The sequence below is a fragment of the Agarivorans sp. TSD2052 genome (assembly GCF_023238625.1).
Lineage (GTDB): Bacteria > Pseudomonadota > Gammaproteobacteria > Enterobacterales > Celerinatantimonadaceae > Agarivorans.
In genome coordinates this window covers 2566229-2585684 of sequence record NZ_CP096670.1, presented here as the reverse complement: position 1 = coordinate 2585684, position 19456 = coordinate 2566229, and the positions used below count along the sequence as shown (strand labels likewise).

Annotated in this window: 18 protein-coding genes; 9 read left to right on the top strand and 9 right to left on the bottom strand. The window is 43.2% G+C overall.

All coding sequences use genetic code 11. The features are described from left to right. Positions 1-372: 372 nt before the first annotated feature. From apt to M0C34_RS11700, 4 genes are all read left to right on the top strand, one after another. A complete protein-coding gene (gene apt, locus M0C34_RS11715; protein WP_248711867.1) occupies positions 373-918 on the top strand; it encodes an adenine phosphoribosyltransferase in 546 nt (181 codons plus the stop codon). A 14-nt stretch (positions 919-932) separates the two neighbouring features. After that, positions 933-3167, top strand: coding sequence for a DNA polymerase III subunit gamma/tau (dnaX, locus tag M0C34_RS11710; protein ID WP_248711866.1), 2235 nt, complete (start codon positions 933-935; stop codon positions 3165-3167). 71 nt (positions 3168-3238) lie between these two features. Next, positions 3239-3565 (top strand): YbaB/EbfC family nucleoid-associated protein, encoded by a 327-nt coding sequence (locus M0C34_RS11705; protein WP_248711865.1) that lies wholly within the window; start codon positions 3239-3241, stop codon positions 3563-3565. A gap of 288 nt (positions 3566-3853) precedes the next feature. Next, positions 3854-4279, top strand: coding sequence for a DUF3010 family protein (locus tag M0C34_RS11700; RefSeq protein ID WP_248711864.1), 426 nt, complete (start codon positions 3854-3856; stop codon positions 4277-4279). Between the two features lie 81 nt (positions 4280-4360). Here the strand turns inward: M0C34_RS11700 and asnB are convergent, their stop codons facing one another. The 3 genes from asnB to M0C34_RS11685 form a co-directional block, all read right to left on the bottom strand. Then, positions 4361-6028 carry an asparagine synthase B gene (gene asnB, locus M0C34_RS11695; RefSeq protein ID WP_248711863.1) on the bottom strand — a complete coding sequence of 556 codons (1668 nt, stop codon included), beginning with the start codon at positions 6026-6028 and terminating at the stop codon, positions 4361-4363. Positions 6029-6222: 194 nt separating this feature from the next. After that, positions 6223-7815 (bottom strand): cation:proton antiporter family protein, encoded by a 1593-nt coding sequence (locus tag M0C34_RS11690; RefSeq protein WP_248711862.1) that lies wholly within the window; start codon positions 7813-7815, stop codon positions 6223-6225. 19 nt (positions 7816-7834) lie between these two features. After that, entirely contained in the window at positions 7835-8584 is a 750-nt protein-coding gene (locus tag M0C34_RS11685; RefSeq protein WP_305883127.1) for an HAD-IIA family hydrolase, read from the bottom strand. A gap of 132 nt (positions 8585-8716) precedes the next feature. On the opposite strand from M0C34_RS11685, the gene M0C34_RS11680 reads away from it, so the two are divergent. From M0C34_RS11680 to lpxM, 3 genes are all read left to right on the top strand, one after another. Further along, positions 8717-9733 carry an adenosine deaminase gene (locus tag M0C34_RS11680; protein ID WP_248711861.1) on the top strand — a complete coding sequence of 339 codons (1017 nt, stop codon included), beginning with the start codon at positions 8717-8719 and terminating at the stop codon, positions 9731-9733. Positions 9734-9800: 67 nt separating this feature from the next. Continuing rightward, on the top strand, positions 9801-10130 hold the full coding sequence (locus M0C34_RS11675; protein WP_248711860.1) for an antibiotic biosynthesis monooxygenase family protein: 330 nt from the start codon (positions 9801-9803) through the stop codon (positions 10128-10130). 90 nt (positions 10131-10220) lie between these two features. Further along, entirely contained in the window at positions 10221-11168 is a 948-nt protein-coding gene (lpxM, locus tag M0C34_RS11670) for a lauroyl-Kdo(2)-lipid IV(A) myristoyltransferase (RefSeq protein WP_248711859.1), read from the top strand. Positions 11169-11206: 38 nt separating this feature from the next. Here the strand turns inward: lpxM and M0C34_RS11665 are convergent, their stop codons facing one another. The 3 genes from M0C34_RS11665 to M0C34_RS11655 all read right to left on the bottom strand — a co-directional run bounded on the left by M0C34_RS11665 (position 11207) and on the right by M0C34_RS11655 (position 13415). Further along, entirely contained in the window at positions 11207-11890 is a 684-nt protein-coding gene (locus tag M0C34_RS11665; protein ID WP_248711858.1) for a DUF2982 domain-containing protein, read from the bottom strand. A 98-nt stretch (positions 11891-11988) separates the two neighbouring features. Further along, complete coding sequence (locus tag M0C34_RS11660) at positions 11989-12285, bottom strand: DUF1244 domain-containing protein (RefSeq protein WP_248711857.1); 297 nt, start codon at positions 12283-12285, stop codon at positions 11989-11991. 140 nt (positions 12286-12425) lie between these two features. Beyond that, positions 12426-13415 (bottom strand): DUF2333 family protein, encoded by a 990-nt coding sequence (locus M0C34_RS11655; protein WP_248711856.1) that lies wholly within the window; start codon positions 13413-13415, stop codon positions 12426-12428. 336 nt (positions 13416-13751) lie between these two features. On the opposite strand from M0C34_RS11655, the gene M0C34_RS11650 reads away from it, so the two are divergent. After that, positions 13752-14306: a porin family protein gene (locus tag M0C34_RS11650; RefSeq protein WP_248711855.1), complete on the top strand. Its 555-nt coding sequence runs from the start codon at positions 13752-13754 to the stop codon at positions 14304-14306. A 41-nt stretch (positions 14307-14347) separates the two neighbouring features. Here M0C34_RS11650 and M0C34_RS11645 read toward each other — a convergent pair whose 3' ends face one another. Further along, positions 14348-14650 (bottom strand): ArsR/SmtB family transcription factor, encoded by a 303-nt coding sequence (locus M0C34_RS11645; RefSeq protein WP_248711854.1) that lies wholly within the window; start codon positions 14648-14650, stop codon positions 14348-14350. A gap of 106 nt (positions 14651-14756) precedes the next feature. Here M0C34_RS11645 and M0C34_RS11640 point away from each other — a divergent pair, with 106 nt between their 5' ends. Continuing rightward, entirely contained in the window at positions 14757-15677 is a 921-nt protein-coding gene (locus tag M0C34_RS11640; protein ID WP_248711853.1) for a permease, read from the top strand. Between the two features lie 240 nt (positions 15678-15917). On the opposite strand, the gene M0C34_RS11635 is transcribed toward M0C34_RS11640, so the two are convergent. After that, on the bottom strand, positions 15918-17234 hold the full coding sequence (locus tag M0C34_RS11635; protein ID WP_248711852.1) for a ferredoxin reductase family protein: 1317 nt from the start codon (positions 17232-17234) through the stop codon (positions 15918-15920). A gap of 312 nt (positions 17235-17546) precedes the next feature. Next, a complete protein-coding gene (locus tag M0C34_RS11630) occupies positions 17547-19217 on the bottom strand; it encodes a SulP family inorganic anion transporter (RefSeq protein ID WP_248711851.1) in 1671 nt (556 codons plus the stop codon). Positions 19218-19456 lie beyond the last annotated feature (239 nt).

Below are 19456 nucleotides of genomic sequence, written 5' to 3'. Positions count from 1 at the left end.
TATTCTAGTTAGATGGAGCAAACTACGTTGCTAAACCCTAAAGTTAACACCCTTTTTTTGTGGGTATTTATTGGCTATATAGTTTAGTATAATTGATCTAGATCAATGTTGATTGAAATTAGTTTTAGGATGTTTTCCAAATGGACCAGCAGTTTAAAGAAAGTTATAACGTATTCTATTTCCTAGGTTTTGTAGTGGCTTTACTGATACCAACCTTGCCGTTAAGCCTGTCTCTAGTTAAAATTTTAGCTTAATTATCCCTCTCTTTTGCTTGAAGCTGCTCGTTGCTTTATCGCTATAAACTGAGATAATTAAAGATTGTAAATAGCGCCCACCTCGATTGGGCGTTTTTTTTGGAAAATGGAAGCCGGTATGAGCAGCTCTAACCTTGAATATATTAAAAGTGCAATCAAAACTATCCCTAACTACCCTAAAGAGGGAATCCTATTTAGAGATGTCACTAGCCTAATTGAAGATCCGAAAGCATTTGCTCTGGTTATTCATGAATGGCAACAGCGCTTTGAAGACTTAGGTATCACTAAGATTGTTGGTACTGAAGCTCGCGGGTTTATTTTTGGTGCCCCGCTTGCCTTAGCCTTAGGTGTTGGCTTTGTACCGGTGCGTAAACCTGGAAAGTTACCGCGACAAGTGATTGGCGAAAGCTATGAGCTCGAATACGGCATGGATACCCTTGAAATTCATACCGACGCCATTAAGCCTGGTGATAAGGTGCTTTTAGTAGATGATTTAATCGCCACTGGCGGTACCGCTGAGGCTTCAGTGAAATTGATTCGTCAACTAGGTGGCGAAATAAACTACGCGGCTTTTGTGATTAATTTGGTAGACTTACCTGGCGCTCAAAAATTAACGACCTTGGGCGTAGAATCAACATATTTAGTTGAGTTTGAAGGCGAATAGGACTTTTATATTTAATGAATTACCAAGCACTAGCAAGAAAATGGCGGCCAAAAACCTTTCAACAAGTGGTTGCACAGCAACACGTTCTTGCGGGCTTAATTAATTCTTTAGACCAGCAGCGCCTGCACCACGCTTATTTGTTTAGTGGTACGCGTGGTGTGGGGAAAACTACCATCGCGCGCTTGTTCGCCAAGAGCTTAAACTGTGAGCAAGGTGTATCATCTCAGCCCTGTGGAAAATGTAGCAATTGTATAGAAGTTGACCAAGGTAATTTTGTTGATTTATTAGAAATAGATGCCGCATCTCGAACTAAAGTTGAAGATACCCGTGAACTATTAGATAACGTGCAGTACAGCCCAGCGAAAGGGCGTTACAAAGTTTACCTTATCGACGAAGTTCATATGTTATCGCGCCATAGTTTTAATGCTTTACTTAAAACGCTGGAAGAACCACCTGAACATGTTAAGTTTCTACTGGCTACTACTGATCCCCAAAAGTTGCCGGTAACGGTATTGTCCCGCTGTTTACAGTTTCACTTAAAAGCGTTAAACGAAGATCAAATCTCCAAGCAATTGGCTCACATTCTCGATGCAGAGCAAAGAGCCTATCAACCTTCGGCACTAAACGCATTAGCCCATGCTGCTGATGGCAGTATGCGCGATGCTTTGAGCCTTACCGACCAAGCTTTGGCTTTGTCTAACCAACAACTTGAATATCAGCAAGTACTAGACATGTTAGGGGTGCTTGATCCCCATCAGTTACGACAACTGCTATGCCATGTTGTTGCAGGGCAAACAGAGTCGGTATTTAGCAAAGTATCTGAACTAGCGAGCTTGGCTCCCGATTATGAGTACTTACATCAGCAACTAGCTGAAATTATTCATAAGGTGTCGATGGCGCAGGTTTTACCTGCTAGCCAATCAGATGAAACTATTCAAATGTTGGCTGAGCAATTAGATGCTCAGTTATTGCAGTTGCTTTATCAAATAGTGATTACAGGCAAACGTGATTTTGCTTATGCGCCTAATCCCAGAGTCGGCTTTGAAATGACCGTATTAAGGATGTTGGCTTTTCAACCGGTTAGCGCAGAAACGGCGCTGGTTGGTGAACCATCGATAAACGCATCGCCCTCTAATGCGGAGCTTGAAGATAGTAGCTTGGTCAAGGAGCAGCAAGAGATATTAGAGCAGGCCACTCAACAAGGCTATCAGTTGCAGCCCCAACCTGCGCAAACAACTCATGAAACTCCTCTTGTAGAACAAGATAAAGCCGAACGGGAAAACCAAAGAGAACAAAGTATTGCTAAGTTGAAAACTCAGCTTAGAGCAGATGATAAGCAATCATCGCCAGACAAACGGGTACAAAGTAAACCGATTGTTGATGCACCTAAAGTCGAGCCTCACACCACGCCAGTCGAAGCTGTGTTACCCGCCGCTTCAATACCGGCTAGCTCTGCTAATAGCGAGCAGTCAATCACTCAGACAAGTGAACTCAATGAGCAGCTGCCGCCAGTTGATGATAGTTATTATGCTCAATTAGCCGACAGAGATGATGAGCAAGCAGAGCATGATCCCACTTACTCTGTAGACTATATGCCCTTGGATGTTGAAAGTGCTTCAGCCCCTGCCGCTTCAGTCGCACCTGAGCAGGCTACGCCGATTGAAGATACTGCGTCGTTATTGCAATTGCGTAGTCAGCTTAGAGGGCGGGGCAAATCCGAAAAAAAGTCTGAAGGGGCGCAAGCCTCACTAAATATTGATCGATTAGCGACTTCGACGTCGCAAGCGAATATAGCCGATGGTGTTGGCCATTCTATTGAAGAGCCACTGCAAGCCGCAGAAAAGCCAAGTTTTCAAGCGCAAGCTAGTGATGAAAATGAACGTTGGGCAGAAATGGTAAATTATATGGAGTTAGGCCCTATTGCTCGCCAGATTGCGATCAATTCCCTTTATAGTTTTGATGGGACTAACGTCGGCTTATTACTAAAGCCAGACTTATCCCATCTACCTAAACCAAGTTCCCTGACAGAGCTAAAACAACAACTTTCAGTTTGCTTAAAAACCGAGGTTGAATTGCGGATTGAAGTCGGTGAAGACTTAGCACAAAAGACGCCTTTAGAGTTACAACAGCTGCTTCATATTAAGAATACCGAAGCAGCCGTTCAACGTTTACTCGGCGATCAGAATATACAGATCCTTCAGCAACAGTTTGGGGCTGAATTAGACAAAGAAAGCGTGAAATACCACTGAACAACTTGATTTCCGACATTATTACCGATGTAATGTCGCTGTTATAACTAATAGAAGAGAAGAGTGTAGTTATGTTTAAAGGCGGAATGGGTAACCTAATGAAACAGGCGCAGCAAATGCAAGATCGCATGCAGCGCGCTCAAGAAGATATCGCTAAAATGGAAGTTACCGGTGAAGCTGGCGCAGGCCTTGTTAAGGTGGTTATGTTAGGTAACCACAATGTGCGCCGAGTTGAGCTAGACGATAGTTTAATGGAAGACGATAAAGATATGATCGAAGATTTGTTGGCCGCTGCGGTTAATGATGCAGTGCGCAGAGTCGAAGAAACCAGCAAAGAAAAAATGGCTGAAGTAACAGGTGGTATGCAGATGCCTCCTGGTATGAAAATGCCATTTTAATCTGACCAATACTTAATGCTGATAAAAAAGGCCGCTAAGCGGTCTTTTTTAATGGCTGACAGCTAATACAACGATTTCTCATAATTTGAGCATTGTTCAGGGTGAAGGTCGAGACTCAAAGCGTAATGGATTTTGTGATTAGAATAAGCTTTTAACCAAATTCATGGCTAGTGTTGTTCGGTTTTGCTGCGCAATAACTAGATTGTACAATTAGCCGCTTTGGTAAAAGTTCTCTCTGCTTTGTTGTCAGCATGTTTTATACTAATTTTTTTATACTTGGGTTTTATCATGAAAGTTTGTGGCGTCGAAATAAAAAGTAACGAAGTAATTGTTAGCCTGTTGACCTTAGAAGACGGCTTGTTTTTAATACCTGATTGCCGGGTGCGACGATTAACGCTCACTGATATTAATAGTACCCAGCACCTTCGCGAATTTCAGTTTGCTTTTACTAAACTTATGAGTGACTACAAAGTCGAAGTGGTTGCTATTAAGCAACGACCAATGAAAGGCAAATTTGCCGGTGGGGCAGTAGGTTTTAAAATGGAAGCCGCCATTGAGCTGATTGCCGACCTTAAGGTTGAGCTGATCTCAGCACCACAATCTAAGCAAGTACTAAAAGATAACCCCATGCCTGTTGAGTTTACTGCAACTGGCTTAAAAGCCTTTCAAGAAGTTTCTTTTACTGCCGCTTATGTTGCCTGCATGATTCAGTAATACACTTCAATTCGCCAATAAAAAAACCGATGCTGCGGCATCGGTTTTTTGTTTTTAGCGGTGGTTCAAGCTAAAAAGTGTTTAGTAGGCTTCGTTGTGTACTGACAGTACCGCGCGTCCAGAAGGATCGGCGTTATTAGCAAAGCTGGCGTCCCATGCAATCGCCTCAGGCGTTGAACAGGCTACAGATTTACCGTGAGGTACACACTCTGCCGCCGAGTCTTGTGGGAAGTGCTCTTCAAACATGCTGCGGTAGTAGTAAGCTTCTTTAGTATCTGGAGTATTAATTGGGAAGCGGAATGCCGCATTAGCTAATTCTTGATCAGATACTTCCAGTTCAACTAACTCTTTTAAACTGTCGATCCACGAGTAACCAACACCGTCAGAGAACTGCTCTTTTTGACGCCATGCCACTTCAGCGGGTAGGTAACCTTCAAAAGCTTCACGAACAATATGCTTTTCGATTTTATCGCCAGCACACATTTTCGCTTCAGGATTGATGCGCATGGCAACATCCATAAACTCTTTGTCTAGGAATGGTACACGGCCTTCAATGCCCCAAGCAGCAAGCGATTTGTTAGCTCGGTTACAATCGAACATGTGTAACTTCTCAAGCTTACGTAAAGTTTCCTCATGGAATTCTTTAGCATTTGGCGCTTTATGGAAGTATAAGTAGCCACCGAATATTTCGTCAGCGCCTTCACCCGACAATACCATTTTGATACCCATGGCTTTAATTTTACGCGCCATTAAGTACATAGGAGTAGACGCACGGATAGTGGTTACGTCGTAGGTCTCTAGGTGGTAGATAACGTCTTGAAGCGCGTCGATGCCTTCTTGAACCGTGAAGTGAATTTCGTGGTGAACAGTACCTAAATGGTCGGCCACTTTTTTGGCTGCAATAAGGTCTGGAGAACCCACAAGGCCAACCGCAAAAGAGTGTAGCTGTGGCCACCACGCTTCAGAGTTGTCGTTGTCTTCAATGCGTTTGTCCGCGTAAATCTTAGTAATAGCAGAAATGACTGAAGAATCTAAACCACCAGACAGCAATACACCGTAAGGTACGTCACACATTAGTTGGCGTTTAACCGCTGCTTCTAAAGCAACTTTTACATCTTCCACGCTAGCATCGTTGTTTTCTACGTTGCTGTAATCCATCCAGTCGCGTTCATAGTATTTAACGGGCTCGCTGCCATTTTTACTGTATAAGTAATGGCCTGGAGGGAACTCACTAACGGTTTTACAGATAGGTGTAAGAGCTTTCATTTCTGAAGCAACGTAAAAGTTACCGTGCTCGTCGTAACCAGTATATAGCGGAATAATACCGATATGGTCACGACCAATAAGGTAAGCATCTTCTTCTGCATCGTATAAACAAAAACCAAAAATGCCGTTTAAGTCGTCTAAGAACTCAACGCCTTTTTCTTTGTATAAGGCCAAAATGATTTCACAATCAGACTCTGTCTGAAATTCAAAATCTACATTTAACTGAGTTTTAAGGTCTTTGTGATTGTAAATCTCGCCATTAACAGCAAGAGCATGCGTTTTCTCGGGATTATAAAGAGGTTGTGCGCCAGTATTCACGTCAACAATAGATAAACGCTCATGTACTAAGATGGCATTTTTTGAAGTGTAAATACCTGACCAGTCTGGGCCACGGTGGCGTAAACGTTTTGACATCTCTAGTGCTTGCTTACGCAATACACTGAGGTCCGATTTAATGTCTAGAACTCCAAATATGGAACACATACTCTTCCCTTAACTACTTTGTGTTTGCTCTCGAACAAATGGTACTTCGCCATTTATCCAAATATTGCCTTCAATTTGCCAAGATCAGAAATTATTGCAAGCCCTGAAAGGTATTTTTTGCTAAAAAAAGCCAGAAATCGATGAATTATTAACAAACTGGCTATTTTTATAAGTCTTTCTGTAAAATTTAGGCCTTATTCTGGTGGTTTATTGTTAGCAATTAACTGCGCATGTACGTGATCGGCAAAACCCGCACCTGCTTCATTGTATAAGTTGAACACTTCATCTGCACCAAGCCGTTTTAGCTTTTCAGCGTCATCTGCAAACTGAGCGATTGCCGCAATTTTTGCATTAAACGGTCCTTTTTGCAGCTGTTTTAAAGCGTATTGATTACCGTGGTGATGAGGCATGGCTAACAACACTAATTTTAAGTCGGTAGAGGGGGCCAGTTTTTCCCAAAAGTCGGAATCTGTGGCATCACCTTGAATAACCGCTCGACCACTTTCAATTTGATGTTGAATTTTTTCTAAATCGGTATCAATACCAATCACTAAGTCAGGATAATACTGTTGCAGCATATCGTAGGCGCCTTCACCAATTCGGCCCATACCCAAAATGACTACCTGCATTTGCCCAAGTTCAATGGGTTGATCTTCAAGGTGTAGTTTACTGCGCTGCAAGCGTTTTAGCGCTGGTCGAATAAACTGGTAAATGATGTCAGCGTTTTTATGTACGGGCGCTGCCACTAAGAAACTAATCGCCACCGCGAGGGCTAAGGTAGCCATCCAGGAGGCATCAACCCATCCTAACTGCACCGCAACCGCGGTCACAATTAATCCAAACTCACTGTAGTTTGCTAAACTCATCGCGCCTAAAAAAGACGTGCGCGAACGTAATCTAAATATCAATAGATAGAGGAGATAGAAAGTAGATTTTACGACCAGTAAGCCAACTAAAAATAACGCTATATAAATCGACTCTACACTCAGTTCACTCGATAGACCGATGGAGAGGAAGAAAGCCACCAAAAAGAGCTCTTTAAAGCTGAATAGTGCTTTGGCCATACCACTCGCCGCGGGATGCCCGGCTAACAACATACCTATCATTAGCGCCCCTAAATCAGCTTTTAAACCGACCAGATCGAACAGTTGTGCGCCGAGTACAAAAGTGAGGAAAAACCCCAAAACTAGTTGTAACTCACCATGGCCAACTCGGTTGAGTAAACGATAAAGCAGTGGCCTTAATGGCAGTAAAATTAACAACAGCGGGGCGTACATGGTGGGGAGCTTGCCAGTAGTCGCTGCTAAGAACACCACGGCGAAGATATCTTGCATAATCAATACACCGATGGCTACTCGGCCATACAGCGCATTCATTTCACTTTTATCTTCTAATACTTTTACAGCGAATACGGTGCTTGAAAAACACAGTGCAAAAGCGAGTACTAAAATACCATTGCTGGAGAGTTCACTAATGCTGCTAATACCAAACCATTTTACCGCTGAAAGGGTGCCTACAAATAGCAGCATGTTGGTACCTAAATGCGCGGTAGCTGTTCCCCATACTTCTCGTTTGAAAAGGGTTCTAACGTCGAGCTTTAAGCCTACAGTAAAGAGCAGCAAAGTAACGCCTAAGTCAGCGCAGGTAGAAATAAGTTCGTTTTGCTCAAAGCCTATTTCACGCAGCAGAAACCCTGCAGCTAAAAAGCCAATCAATGGCGGTAAATGAGCCAAATGAGCGAGAAATCCCGCCAAAAAGGTGATTGTAATTAGTAATGAGATATCCATTGTTACCTAGTTTTTATATTTATACGATGTCGATAGCGGCCACATTGGGAAAAATATAATTGGGTCTAAATGGCACCATATCGATGTCTTGTTCACTACTTACCCCCGACAGCACTAGAATGGTTTCTAAGCCAGCTTGAAAGCCCGCTAATATATCGGTGCGCAGATTGTCGCCAATAATGACAGTGTCTTCAGCATGGGCGCCAATTTTGTTTAATGCGGCGCGGATAATCCAAGCGCTAGGTTTGCCTACAACGAAGGGCTGGCGACCGGTGATTCTTTCAATGGGGGCGCATAAAGAGCCGCAGGCTGGGCTCATGTTGGGGCCGTGGGTGTCTGGATTAGTCGCAATAAATTGTGCCCCTTGAGCAACAAATTTGGCAGCATGTTGAATCATATTCCAGTTATAGTTTTTGGTTTCTCCTACTACTACAAAGTCAGGGTTGATGTCGGTAATGGTGAAACCTGCACTATACAGTTCGTGTATTAAAGCCCCTTCGCCAATCACGTAGGCTTTGTTGCCATCTTGTCTTTTCAAAAAATCAGCCGTCGCCATCGCTGAGGTATAGAAACAACTCTCTGGAATATCGACCCCTGCAGTTTGAAAGCGGTTTTGTAAGTCTTGTGGGGTCTGTGCTGGGTAATTGGTTAGAATTACCAATTTGGTCTTCTGTGCCAGTAGACGTTCGATAAATGCTTTGGCTCCGTCGATTAACTGGTTGTCGTGTAACAACACTCCATCAATGTCACAAATGACTGCTTTACTCATTATTCTTCCTTAGAACCAGAAATATCACTAATTTAGGGTAACGTAGAGTGCCCAAAAAGCGCTAGGAAAAAATAACTTATCAGCAACAATAGTGAGAATCTTTGTTAAGCTCAGAAGAAAAAGGAGTAATTGATGTCTAATAAGTCCGAATTTATTAAAAAAATACCTAAAGTTGAACTTCACTTACATATAGAAGGTAGTTTAGAGCCTGAGTTAATGTTTAAGTTGGCAGAGCGCAACAATATAGTTTTACCTTATCCATCGGTAGATGCCCTTAAACAGGCTTACCAATTTAGTAACTTGCAGGAGTTTTTAGACCTCTATTATCAAGGGGCTGAAGTACTGCAAACAGAGCAAGATTTCTATGATTTGGCTTGGGCTTATTTCGAAACGTGCCAACGTGATAACGTATTACATTGTGAAGTATTCTTTGACCCGCAAACTCATACCGAACGAGGGGTAGCGCTTGCTAATGTTATTAGCGGCTTAGTCAGGGCTAAACAACAGGCCAAGCAACAATATGGTATTACCTGTGAGTATATACTGTGTTTCTTACGTCATTTATCACAACAATCTGCCATTGACACCTTAAACGCTTGTAAACCGCATTTGCAGCATATTATTGGCGTGGGTTTAGACTCCAGTGAACAAGGGCACCCCCCTGAAAAATTTCAGCAAGTCTTTGCCATGGCTAAAACTCTTGGATTACAACGTGTAGCGCATGCTGGAGAAGAAGGGCCTGCCAGTAATGTCACTAATGCTTGGAAGCTACTCGATGTATCTAGGATCGATCATGGCGTTCGTTGTTTAGAAGATCTTGAGCTAGTGAAACAGTTGGCAACTGCCAAAATGCCATTGACCGTTTGTCCGTTTAGTAACGTAAAACTAAAAGTAGTAAAGCAGTTGGCTGACCATCCATTACCCAAAATGTTGCAACATGGTTTGGCGGTAACGATTAACTCTGATGACCCCGCTTATTTTGGTGGGTATTTGTTAGACAACTTGCAAGCTTGTGCTGATACCTTTGATTGGAATATACAGCAAATAGCCGATTTAAGTACTACGGCTGTGCAGGCAAGTTATGCCAGTGACCAGCGAAAAACTGAGTTAAGTCAATTAATTGATAACTGTGTAGCAGAGTTTACTTAGTCAACTTGTGTTTTTTGACTCGCTGACACCATAGTTAGAGATGTATTAAGCGTTAAGGAGTGTGCCGATGTACGTAGTGTTATTTCGTTGGAAATTAAATGAAGAACATCTTCAGTCTTTTAAAGAGGGATGGTCGGAAATCATTCACTTTAATATCGATAAATGCGGGGCTTTAGGTTCGCGCTTACACAAAGCGTCTGATGGTACTTGGATATCATATTCGCAATGGCCAAGCCGTGAGCATTGGATTAGCTCTAAAGAGTTTGAACCACAGGTGCAAGATGCGCGATCAAAAATGCGTAAAGCGATTCTATGGCAAGATGAACCACTACTAATGGCACCGCAGTTAGACCATTTTGTTTCGTCTAACCTTGATGCAACCCATTCAATATTATGAGGTGCTTGGCGTGCAGACTTGCTTTACCTGCTAAGGCCAGTAAACTGACGCGCAGTTTAAAAATATCTATGTGGGTTGTGTTCTATCGCTATGTCTAAGTTTGAGTCTCAAGCATTTTCTATTCCTTTCTCAAAGGCTTGGTTAGCCCCTAAATACTGGGGCTCTTGGCTACTCGGCGGTCTAATTATTTTGTTTGCGTTTGTTCCGGTTAAAATTCGCGATCGGATCGCAGTAGCTATTGCTAATAAAATCTTTAACTTAAAGGCCCTAAAAAAGCGCCGGGCTATTGCAGATACTAATTTAGAGTTATGCTTTCCAGAGATGAGCGCCTACCAGCGTGAGCAGGTCATGCTGAAAAACATGCAGATTTTTGCTCAGCTTATTTTGGGGGCGGGCGAAATGACCGTTCGTTCTAAACGCTACTTGCAAGACAGAATAGTGGTTGACGGTGAAGACAATATTAACAAGCTGCTAGATAACAACGAACGCTTTATTATTTTGTTGCCACATACCTACCCAGTGGACTTTTTGGGCACTTACTTTTGTACTCGTGGCCATGATATGTGCACCATGTTCAAGAAAACCGGTGACCCGATTGTTGATTGGGCGATGGCGAAACAACGCACCCGATTTGGTGGCGTTATTTTTGAGCGAGATGCGGGTATTAAAACCTTGATTAAGGCTGTACGAGCGGGTTTTGGCTGTATCTACCTACCAGATGAAGACTTTGGCCCTGAAGCCAGCCTAATGACACCATTGTTTGCTACTCAAAAAGCCACCTTGCCCGTGCTAGGGAAGATGACTAAGTTGAGTGGTGCTAAGGTGGTGCCTATCTATGCTGGGTATGACAGCGAGTCACATAAAGTTAAATTGTATATTCACCCACCAATGCAAGACTTCCCAAGCAACGACGTTGCTAACGATACCTTGCGTATGAATCAAGAAGTAGAGAAACTCATTTTGCGCTCACCAGAACAATATATGTGGACATTGAAATTGCTGCGCACTGTTGAAGGTAGTGATAAACCTAGGTATTAGTAGGTTAAAATGCCTCGCTGTATCACTAGACATGTTATCTAATGATGACTTATCGCACTATTTTTGTAGTTGCGTACCAGAGCCACAAAATCTTCTGCTTCTCTATCTAAAATGGTTTGGTCAATTAATAAATCGTAGCCGGTTAACTCACGTAGTTTTTTCATGCGATTGGCAAACATGCCGGTAAGCCCGGTATAAATTTTGCCACTGGCAGACTTAAAATAGTCGTCTTCAATCAAATGGTCACTCACATGACTATCTTGGCAATGTTGGCAACTGCGTCTTAGTGATGCCAGTAAGGCTGCACGTTGCTCGGTGAGTAAATGGGCTGATAGGCGAGGTGATAAACTGTCCAGTAGGTAATCAGGATCGTTTAAGCGCAATCCTACGTAGTTCATATCATGCCAATTTAAACCGTCATGTAAGCGCGGTATATCGATCCTTTGAAGTTTGTCCCAAGGCAAACACCAGCCGCCATAACGATGGTGAAACTGCAAATGGTCATAACAAAGCACCACTGAGTAAACCGGTTGTAACAGTTTTTCTACGCCTACTCGGATCCCCAAATAAGCGAGAAAAAACAGCATTGAAGCAACAATCGATACCAACACCGCAGGCACATAAAGTGTGCTAACAGCCAGCAACGCGAGCAATGAACCTGCCAACACCAGGGTTTTGGCGTTGTTGCCAGCCTTGCTTTTAATCCATATTGATTTTGGCATCTACTCACCTCAATCATCGTTGGTTTAGTTAACTATACGGACCGGATGAGTAATGCGCTCATTGCAGCTCAAGTTTTAGGGTTTGTTCGTTCCGTTGCTTATTTGGATTTAGCGGCTTCTTTTGCTTTGAATATGGCCATTTGCTCGTCGGTAGCGGGCAATTGGTGATGCTCTTTCCATTGTGAGTAGGGCATTCCGTAGACTTTTTCGCGAGCTTGTTCATAGCTTAATGTTTCACCCTGCTCTTCGGCAGCGCTTACCATCCATTTAGCTAAACAATTACGGCAGAAATCAGCCAAATTCATCAGTTCAATATTTTGCACTTCTTTGTGTTGGTCTAGGTGTTCTAGTAAGCGCCTGAAAGTGGCCGCTTCAATTGCTTGTTGCTTGTCCATGAGCGTTATATCCAAAAAGAAAAGTTAGGGCAGTGTAAATCGACAAAAGCAGCGAATCAACGCTGCTTTTGTTGTGGGTATTTATTCGTAACGGTTGAGCGTTGCAATTGGTGTTTTAAAACCATCAACGGCTAAGGAGCCTAACCATTGGTAAGCAAGTTATTTAAGTTAATGATGGCGGCATTAGCTCTAGATATATAGTTAGCCATCACCAAAGAATGGTTTGCAACTAAACCAAAGCCTGTACCATTCAAAATCATCGGACTCCAAATCGGTTCTTGGGTAGCCTCTAATTCACGGACAATTTGGCGAACCGCAATGGTGGCGTTTTTCTTCTCTAACACCCCTTTAAAATCTACTTCAACCGCTTGGAAGAAGTGCAATAGCGCCCAAGCCTCGCCACGAGCTTCATAAAATACATCGTCAATCTTCCACCAAGAAGTTTTTACCATGGTTTCTGAAGGCGTAAATGTCGACTGCTCAGCGCCTTCCTCACCAACTAAGCTGGTATTTAGTCGCTCACGGCCTACGGATGCGGATAGCTTTTGAGACATACCGCCAAGCCGAGATTGCACCTCGTTTAACCAAGTCACTAAGTTATCGGCCCTGGCATAAAATTGAGCATTGGGATCGGTAGGGTCAGCGAGTTGGCGGCGATACTCTAATAGGGCCTTGATCGCTTCTTGGTATTCGCCCTCTGCGCTGGGTAACTGCCAACTAGTGTGGTCAATGTTAAACTTGGGTTGGGCTATTTTTAGCTGAGCATGCTCAACTGATTGAGCTTGAGAGCGACTAAAGTCTTTACGCATAACCAGCGATAAATCACGTACCTGGTTTAACGCGCCTAGTTCCCAGCTAGGCATGTTGTCCATGAATACACTGGGCGGCATTTTGTCATTACTGAGATAACCGCCTGGTTTATCTAATAGGGTTTGAGCCACAAAAGCCAAAGCGGTAGTCGTCGCATAGCCTGTCACCATCTCTTGCCCATCAGCTACCGCCTGTTCTTGCGAGTATAGCTTGATGTCGATGCGCTCAGGTTCGGAGCTCCAGATAACGGCAACAATGTAATTAATGATTAAAAATATTAAGGCAAAAATAACTACTTTACGGCCCGTTAATTGGAACATCGCTAAATCCTCTCATTATCTATTCTGTTCAGCATAGTCAACTTAGCAATTTAATCAATAGCTTAACTAGATTCAATCAGCATAACTATAGATGAATAATGCAAGGGGAAATCGCTAAATCACTCAACAATAGCCATCTTGTAAATGTGTCTTATGCAGCCCATATTAGAGCGTAAATAGCTAAAGAAATGACTGTGTTTAAAACCACCCTAAGCGGCAGGCGCTATCGCTAATTGCTGCTGATGGCTTGTTTCAATTTAGCACAAATAATGAGACTATTAGCTCACTTAAAAACATACAAGGAGGTAATAAAATAAAGGTTTAAAGGTGTTTCAGGTGTTGTTTTTTCCAATCATTAGTCGTAAATCTAGGTTCATTTCTTTTTTATTAGTCGCTACGTTTTTATTGTTTAGCACTCAACCTAAAGCCAGCACGGCTACAACCATCCCTTGGGCGGCCGCCTTTATCGATTATCAGCAAGCCACTGATGATATGTTGGGGATTACCATTGCGGTAAACCACTATGATAAAAACTACTCTCGCTGGGGCTACTATCTGGGTTATGCAAAATCTAAACAACAAAGCCTGCCATTAGACGCCCCCGCACAAGGTCAGCGTGATTTAACCATGCTACGGATTGGACTTAGTTACAGTTTATCTAATGATATTAGTGTTTACGGTGGTGGGGCCTTGCTTGAAGACACGCAACAATACACCGATGGCATTACGCTATTTTGCACCGACTGTGAAGCCGAGTGGCATACTGATACAGACAAAAGGTGGGGCGGTGAAATCGGTTTACGTTATGCGCCGACCAAGCATCTTATATTTGGCATCGGTTATAACTCGGCGATAGAGGGCGGGGTATTTAGTCTCGGATATCGCGGCTAATGAGCGCTTATAAAGCTCTTTACCGAAAGTTTTAGAGGTAGTTACCCTTGCTCTAGTTGTTCGTCGGCACAGCATTCATCTTGTAAAAAGCTAATCACTGTTTGTAACTTATCGAACTCGGCTATGCAAAATAAGGTTCGGCCCTCGCGCCTTTGCGATAATAAGCCTGCAGACACTAAACCGGCTATATGGTGAGATAAAGTAGAGCCAGGTATCGATAACTGCTCTTGCAGGCCACCCACTGCGATACCTGCATGGCCAGCTTTAACCACTCGTCGAAAAACATTTAAACGAGTAGGGTGACCTAATTCCTTAAGGGCTTTAGCAATTGTGTCGGTATTCATTTTAGGCTCCGCTTATTTATATATTTCGATATTACTAGAAATAACTTGATCATTCTAGCCGCTGCCTTTATATTTCGAATATTCTAGAAATATGGGTTTATTTGAAATGTTATTTATAAATAGCGAAATGGTTATGCAAGCACTAAACATGTTTGCTTTCTTGGCACTAGAGCTAAGCGTGTTGTTTTTAGCAATTAGTTACTTAGTGGGAGTACTGCAGCACTACATCTCTCCAGAAAAAATCCAACGCATACTGAGTGGAAAAAATGGCAGTGGTTATTTGGTGGCTGGTTTTCTGGGGGCGATTACACCATTTTGTTCGTGCTCTACCATTCCTTTTTTAAAAGGCTTACTTAGAGCGAAGGCGGGCTTTGGCACCATGATGGTGTTTTTGTTTGCCAGCCCCTTACTAAACCCCATCATTATTGGTTTGTTTGCGGTAACGTTCGGCCTAACGGTGAGCGTGTTCTATTTTGTCATCGCGATGGGTGTTTCAGTGGTTGCCGGATACAGTTTAGAGAAACTAGGTTTCGAAAAATATGTCAAAGCCGAGGCTTATCTTAGCCCAGAAAAAAGCTGTGCAGGCTCGACGTGTGGCGCTAATACCATAACGACACCAAGCAAGTGGCAACTTATTTGGAATAGTACGTGGGGCGATTTTAAGAAAGTATTACCTTACCTGCTTGGTGGTATTGCAGTGGGCTCTCTTATTTATGGTTTTATGCCAAGCGAGTTCGTCGCTAAATTTGCCAATGATGATAATCCTTTGGCAATACCTGTGGCGGCGGTGATTGGTATCCCCTTGTATCTTCGTGCTGAAGCGGTGATTCCTTTAAGCGCAGCATTAGCGGCAAAAGGCATGAGTTTAGGCGCGGTGATGGCTCTGATTATTGGTAGTGCTGGCGCCAGCTTAACCGAAGTTATTTTACTCAAATCTATTTTTAAAAACCCAATGATTGTGGCTTTTTTGATGGTGATTTTGAGTATGGCAATAAGCGCTGGTTTCCTCTACAACGTTATCTTCTAAGCTAAGAAGGAGCGAGCTTAATCTGCGCTTGCTACCACAAAAAACTAACTAATGTATGTTGTTTTACTGTAGTTACTCGGTGCTTTCCTTTAGGGCCCAAATAAAATGGACCTGTGTTTATAGCTCTAGTACTTGTTAAAGGTTTAGGTGGAAACTGAATTGTTCTAGATCTTAGATAAACTCTCAGTATATTGATGACAATTCAGTCCCTAGCTTAGCCATTGTGGCTAGTATAGGCGTTTAGCGCATTTCAAATAGCTCTTCATGGTAGTGTGCTAAGTTGTAACCTTGTTTGCTCAAATCTCGCTTGATTGCGGCAGAGAACTGAACCGGCCCACAGAACCATATTTTGCGTGTGAGTAAATAATTGATCTGTTGCTGCAATGTTTCAACGCACAATAAAGGTTCCTGTTTATCGACAATGGTAAGCGTAACATTGGCGTTAACAGCTTGCTGCTGAAGCTCGTCAATAAGCAGTTCATCTGGCGTATCGGTGCAGTAATACAAGTCAGTTTTAACATTATTCATTGAGGATTGACGCTCCTCCAAGATGGCCTTAAAGGCGGCAATGCCAATTCCTCCGGCTAACCATAGTTGTGGATCAGGGTCGCTAAAATTAAAACAGCCGTAAGGCCCTTCAACTTTTACCGCTTGGCCGATGCTAAGCGTATTTTTTAGGGTTGAGGTAAAGTCACCCAACTCTTTAATCATAAAGCGCATATTGCCACTTTCTGAATAGGCTGACGCAATAGTAAATGGATGAGGTTCTTCACCAGGGAATTGCACAAAAGCAAATTGACCACTGTGATGACCACGCCAACGAGGCACATTAAGCTGTAGATCTACGACTTTATTTTGCGCCGAAAAGTTAAAACTGGCGACCTTAGCAAGGTAGTGTTTGGATTTACCAATACGCCCCAATAAGCTGTAAACTGCGGCAAGGCTGCCGGCGGCTATCAGCGTTAAACAAAAGTAGGTAATCGGGTAGGGCCAATAACTGTGTTTAATCAGTATTGCCGAGTGGAAAGCGATCACTAAAAACGCAACTGACATGAGCTTATGAGAGAGCTTAAAGCCTTTATAGCGAATAAGGCCGACAACAGCGACAATAGATAAAACCACCAAGGTGTAAAAGGCCAATTCCCCTAGCTGCTCGGCTAAACCTCGTAGTGGTTTAATGAGGGCATAAAAGGAATCAGGGTTATTGGGGCCGCCACCCTTAATGGGGCGCTCTAGTAGGCCAGCCCCCACTAAGTACTTAGGCACAATGGCGATGAGCCAGTGAACGGCACCAGTTGATACAGCTGCGATACCGGTCCATTTGTGTAAGCGGTAGGATTTATCTAAGCCGTGGGTAAATTGTTCAATTAACGGCAAACGTAAGGCCAGCAGCATGGTAAGGCTCATTAAAGTAACCGCAATCATCCCGCTATACTGGACAAAAGCGGCACGCCATTGGAAGAAGTTATCGTAAGGCAATAAATGGGCCTCTGCGTGAAACCACATGCCTGTAATTACTGCTATAAGCAGCGCTGCAGTTATCTTAAATTTTCTCATGATGGGCCTCACTCTTCTCTAAGTATTAAGTATACGCGGGCCTATATAAAGCAAGGTAAACAGGAGTAAAGAAGTGTAAACATGGCTGATTTTCGCTCTAGGCTTAATCTACCGAGTGAGTTCTATCTCAGGGGAAAGAGTGGGGCGGGGAAGAGAGTATCGAAGTGAGTCAATTATCACAGTTGTGAACCAAGCTAATCTGCAAGTGAAAAGTGAGTAAAACAAGCATTGAATTAAGCTTAATGATTTAGTCAGTTAAGCTTAATTCACGTGTTGCCAGCCTGTTAGAGTCACAGGGACATGTTTACAAACCTAACTCACACTCAATGGCTTGATTTCAGTCGCTACATGTTTAAGAGCGGCTTGCAAAGCTTGCTCTCTAAACGAGTAAACATTGTCGTCTGAGATTAATTCCAAGATATTAAATTTTTCTAATTGTTGGCGTGTTTGGGTGTTTGGACACAGCAGTAAAACTTCACAATGAGCATCTTGGGCATCTTTAATCGCATTTTCTAGCGCCAAGCCTACGGTGACATCGATCATTGGCACGTCGGTTAAATCTAAGATCATTACTTGGTAATCAGCAATGCTAGAGTGTTGGCGCGATATCGCTTTTGATACACTAAAGATCATTGGCCCAGACAAGTAGAAAAACAACACCTTACCGTCAGCTTGATCTAACAGTGCCCGCTCACTGTCGGTGAGAGGAACATCATTTTCATCTGCATCACTGATCGCCTTCACTTGGCGGGCTTGCTCTCTGCTTAGCTTCTCAATGATGATGATATTAGAAATAAATACACCTAGTCCAACAGCGGCAATGAGGTCAACAAAAACGGTCAGTAACATCACCCCATACATGATGGCCATGCCTTGGATGCTGACTTTGTGAGCGCGTTGAATAAAGCTCCAATCTAGAATGTTGAAACCCACGTAAACAGCGATGCCGGCTAATACTGCCATAGGGATAGGTTCGGTAAGCCCACCCGCCACCAGTACCACTAACGCCAGTACCAATGCACGCACCATGCCCGAAATGGGGGAGCGCGCACCCACCTGAATATTGGTGACGGTGCCCATGGTAGCACCCGCTCCAGGTAACGCACCGAATAGACCAGAAATCATGTTGGCTAAGCCTTGGCCGCGTAGCTCTTTATCTGAATCGTGCTCTTTTCGGGTTAAGGAATCTCCAATAACGGCGGTAAGCAGGGTATCTATACAGCCTAAAGTACCTAATACTAAGGCATCAATCACCATGGTGGTAAACATCTCAGCATTAAAATGAGGTAGCACTAATGAAGGCAAACCAGCCGGAATTTCACCGATACGGCGAATACTTTCGCTATCAAATAAAAATACCGATATCAGGGTAACGGCCACTAATGCTACCAGTTGTGCAGGCACGTATTTTCTATATTTTTTAGGGAAATAAAACAATACTGCTAAGGTCAGTAAGCCTAAAAATAGCTCACTAAAATCGATGTTTTCTAAGGTTTCTGGTAGCGCTGACAGTGTGCCTACTACTCCACCAGCGGGTGCTGAGTGACCGAGTAGGGGAGACAATTGCAAAATGATTAAGATCACGCCAATTCCAGACATGAAACCTGAAATTACGCTATAAGGCATTAAAGTGACGTATTTGCCCAGTTTTAGGGTGCCCAATAGTACTTGAAAAGCCCCTGCCATCATTACCACCGTAAATGACATCGCCATACCCGTTTCTGGATACTTAGCCATCATACTGGTTAGTACCGCTGTCATGATAACGGTCATTGGGCCGGTGGGTTCAGAGATAAGGGTGTTTGAACCGCCGAACAAGGCAGCAAAAAAGCCCACCATTATCGCGCCCCAAAGGCCTGCCTCAGCACCCGCACCAGAGGCAACACCAAAGGCGAGAGCTAAGGGTAAAGAGATAATAGCAGTGGTTACACCGCCAAAGAGATCACCTTTGAGATTAATATTGTCAAAACGATTTCCGAGCACAACTCATATCCCTGTTAAAAAAAATCGCGTAATGTTAGCAAATGTTTTCCCACAAAAGAATCTCGCTAAGCAAGCTGTTTTTTCGCTAGGGCATATAGTTAACACAACGCTCAAGCAGCAATAAGCTCTCCTAAATTGAGCCTAAGCAACGCAGTTAAAGTGATTGGCTTCATTGTTGGCTATCACGCACTATTCCAATCAGTTCGTATATATGCATAAAAATCATAAGCTACCTTACA

Excerpts from the sequence above, each read along its gene's own strand:
- M0C34_RS11705 (WP_248711865.1), top strand. The coding sequence starts at position 3,239 with ATGTTTAAAGGCGGAATGGGTAACCTAATGAAACAGGCGCAGCAAATG.
- M0C34_RS11645 (WP_248711854.1), bottom strand. The coding sequence starts at position 14,650 with ATGAATACCGACACAATTGCTAAAGCCCTTAAGGAATTAGGTCACCCT.
- M0C34_RS11635 (WP_248711852.1), bottom strand. The coding sequence starts at position 17,234 with ATGAGAAAATTTAAGATAACTGCAGCGCTGCTTATAGCAGTAATTACA.
- M0C34_RS11640 (WP_248711853.1), top strand. The coding sequence starts at position 14,757 with ATGTTATTTATAAATAGCGAAATGGTTATGCAAGCACTAAACATGTTT.
- asnB (WP_248711863.1), bottom strand. The coding sequence starts at position 6,028 with ATGTGTTCCATATTTGGAGTTCTAGACATTAAATCGGACCTCAGTGTA.
- M0C34_RS11680 (WP_248711861.1), top strand. The coding sequence starts at position 8,717 with ATGTCTAATAAGTCCGAATTTATTAAAAAAATACCTAAAGTTGAACTT.
- M0C34_RS11685 (WP_305883127.1), bottom strand. The coding sequence starts at position 8,584 with ATGAGTAAAGCAGTCATTTGTGACATTGATGGAGTGTTGTTACACGAC.
- M0C34_RS11690 (WP_248711862.1), bottom strand. The coding sequence starts at position 7,815 with ATGGATATCTCATTACTAATTACAATCACCTTTTTGGCGGGATTTCTC.
- M0C34_RS11655 (WP_248711856.1), bottom strand. The coding sequence starts at position 13,415 with ATGTTCCAATTAACGGGCCGTAAAGTAGTTATTTTTGCCTTAATATTT.
- M0C34_RS11675 (WP_248711860.1), top strand. The coding sequence starts at position 9,801 with ATGTACGTAGTGTTATTTCGTTGGAAATTAAATGAAGAACATCTTCAG.
- M0C34_RS11665 (WP_248711858.1), bottom strand. The coding sequence starts at position 11,890 with ATGCCAAAATCAATATGGATTAAAAGCAAGGCTGGCAACAACGCCAAA.
- lpxM (WP_248711859.1), top strand. The coding sequence starts at position 10,221 with ATGTCTAAGTTTGAGTCTCAAGCATTTTCTATTCCTTTCTCAAAGGCT.
- apt (WP_248711867.1), top strand. The coding sequence starts at position 373 with ATGAGCAGCTCTAACCTTGAATATATTAAAAGTGCAATCAAAACTATC.
- M0C34_RS11700 (WP_248711864.1), top strand. The coding sequence starts at position 3,854 with ATGAAAGTTTGTGGCGTCGAAATAAAAAGTAACGAAGTAATTGTTAGC.
- dnaX (WP_248711866.1), top strand. The coding sequence starts at position 933 with ATGAATTACCAAGCACTAGCAAGAAAATGGCGGCCAAAAACCTTTCAA.
- M0C34_RS11660 (WP_248711857.1), bottom strand. The coding sequence starts at position 12,285 with ATGGACAAGCAACAAGCAATTGAAGCGGCCACTTTCAGGCGCTTACTA.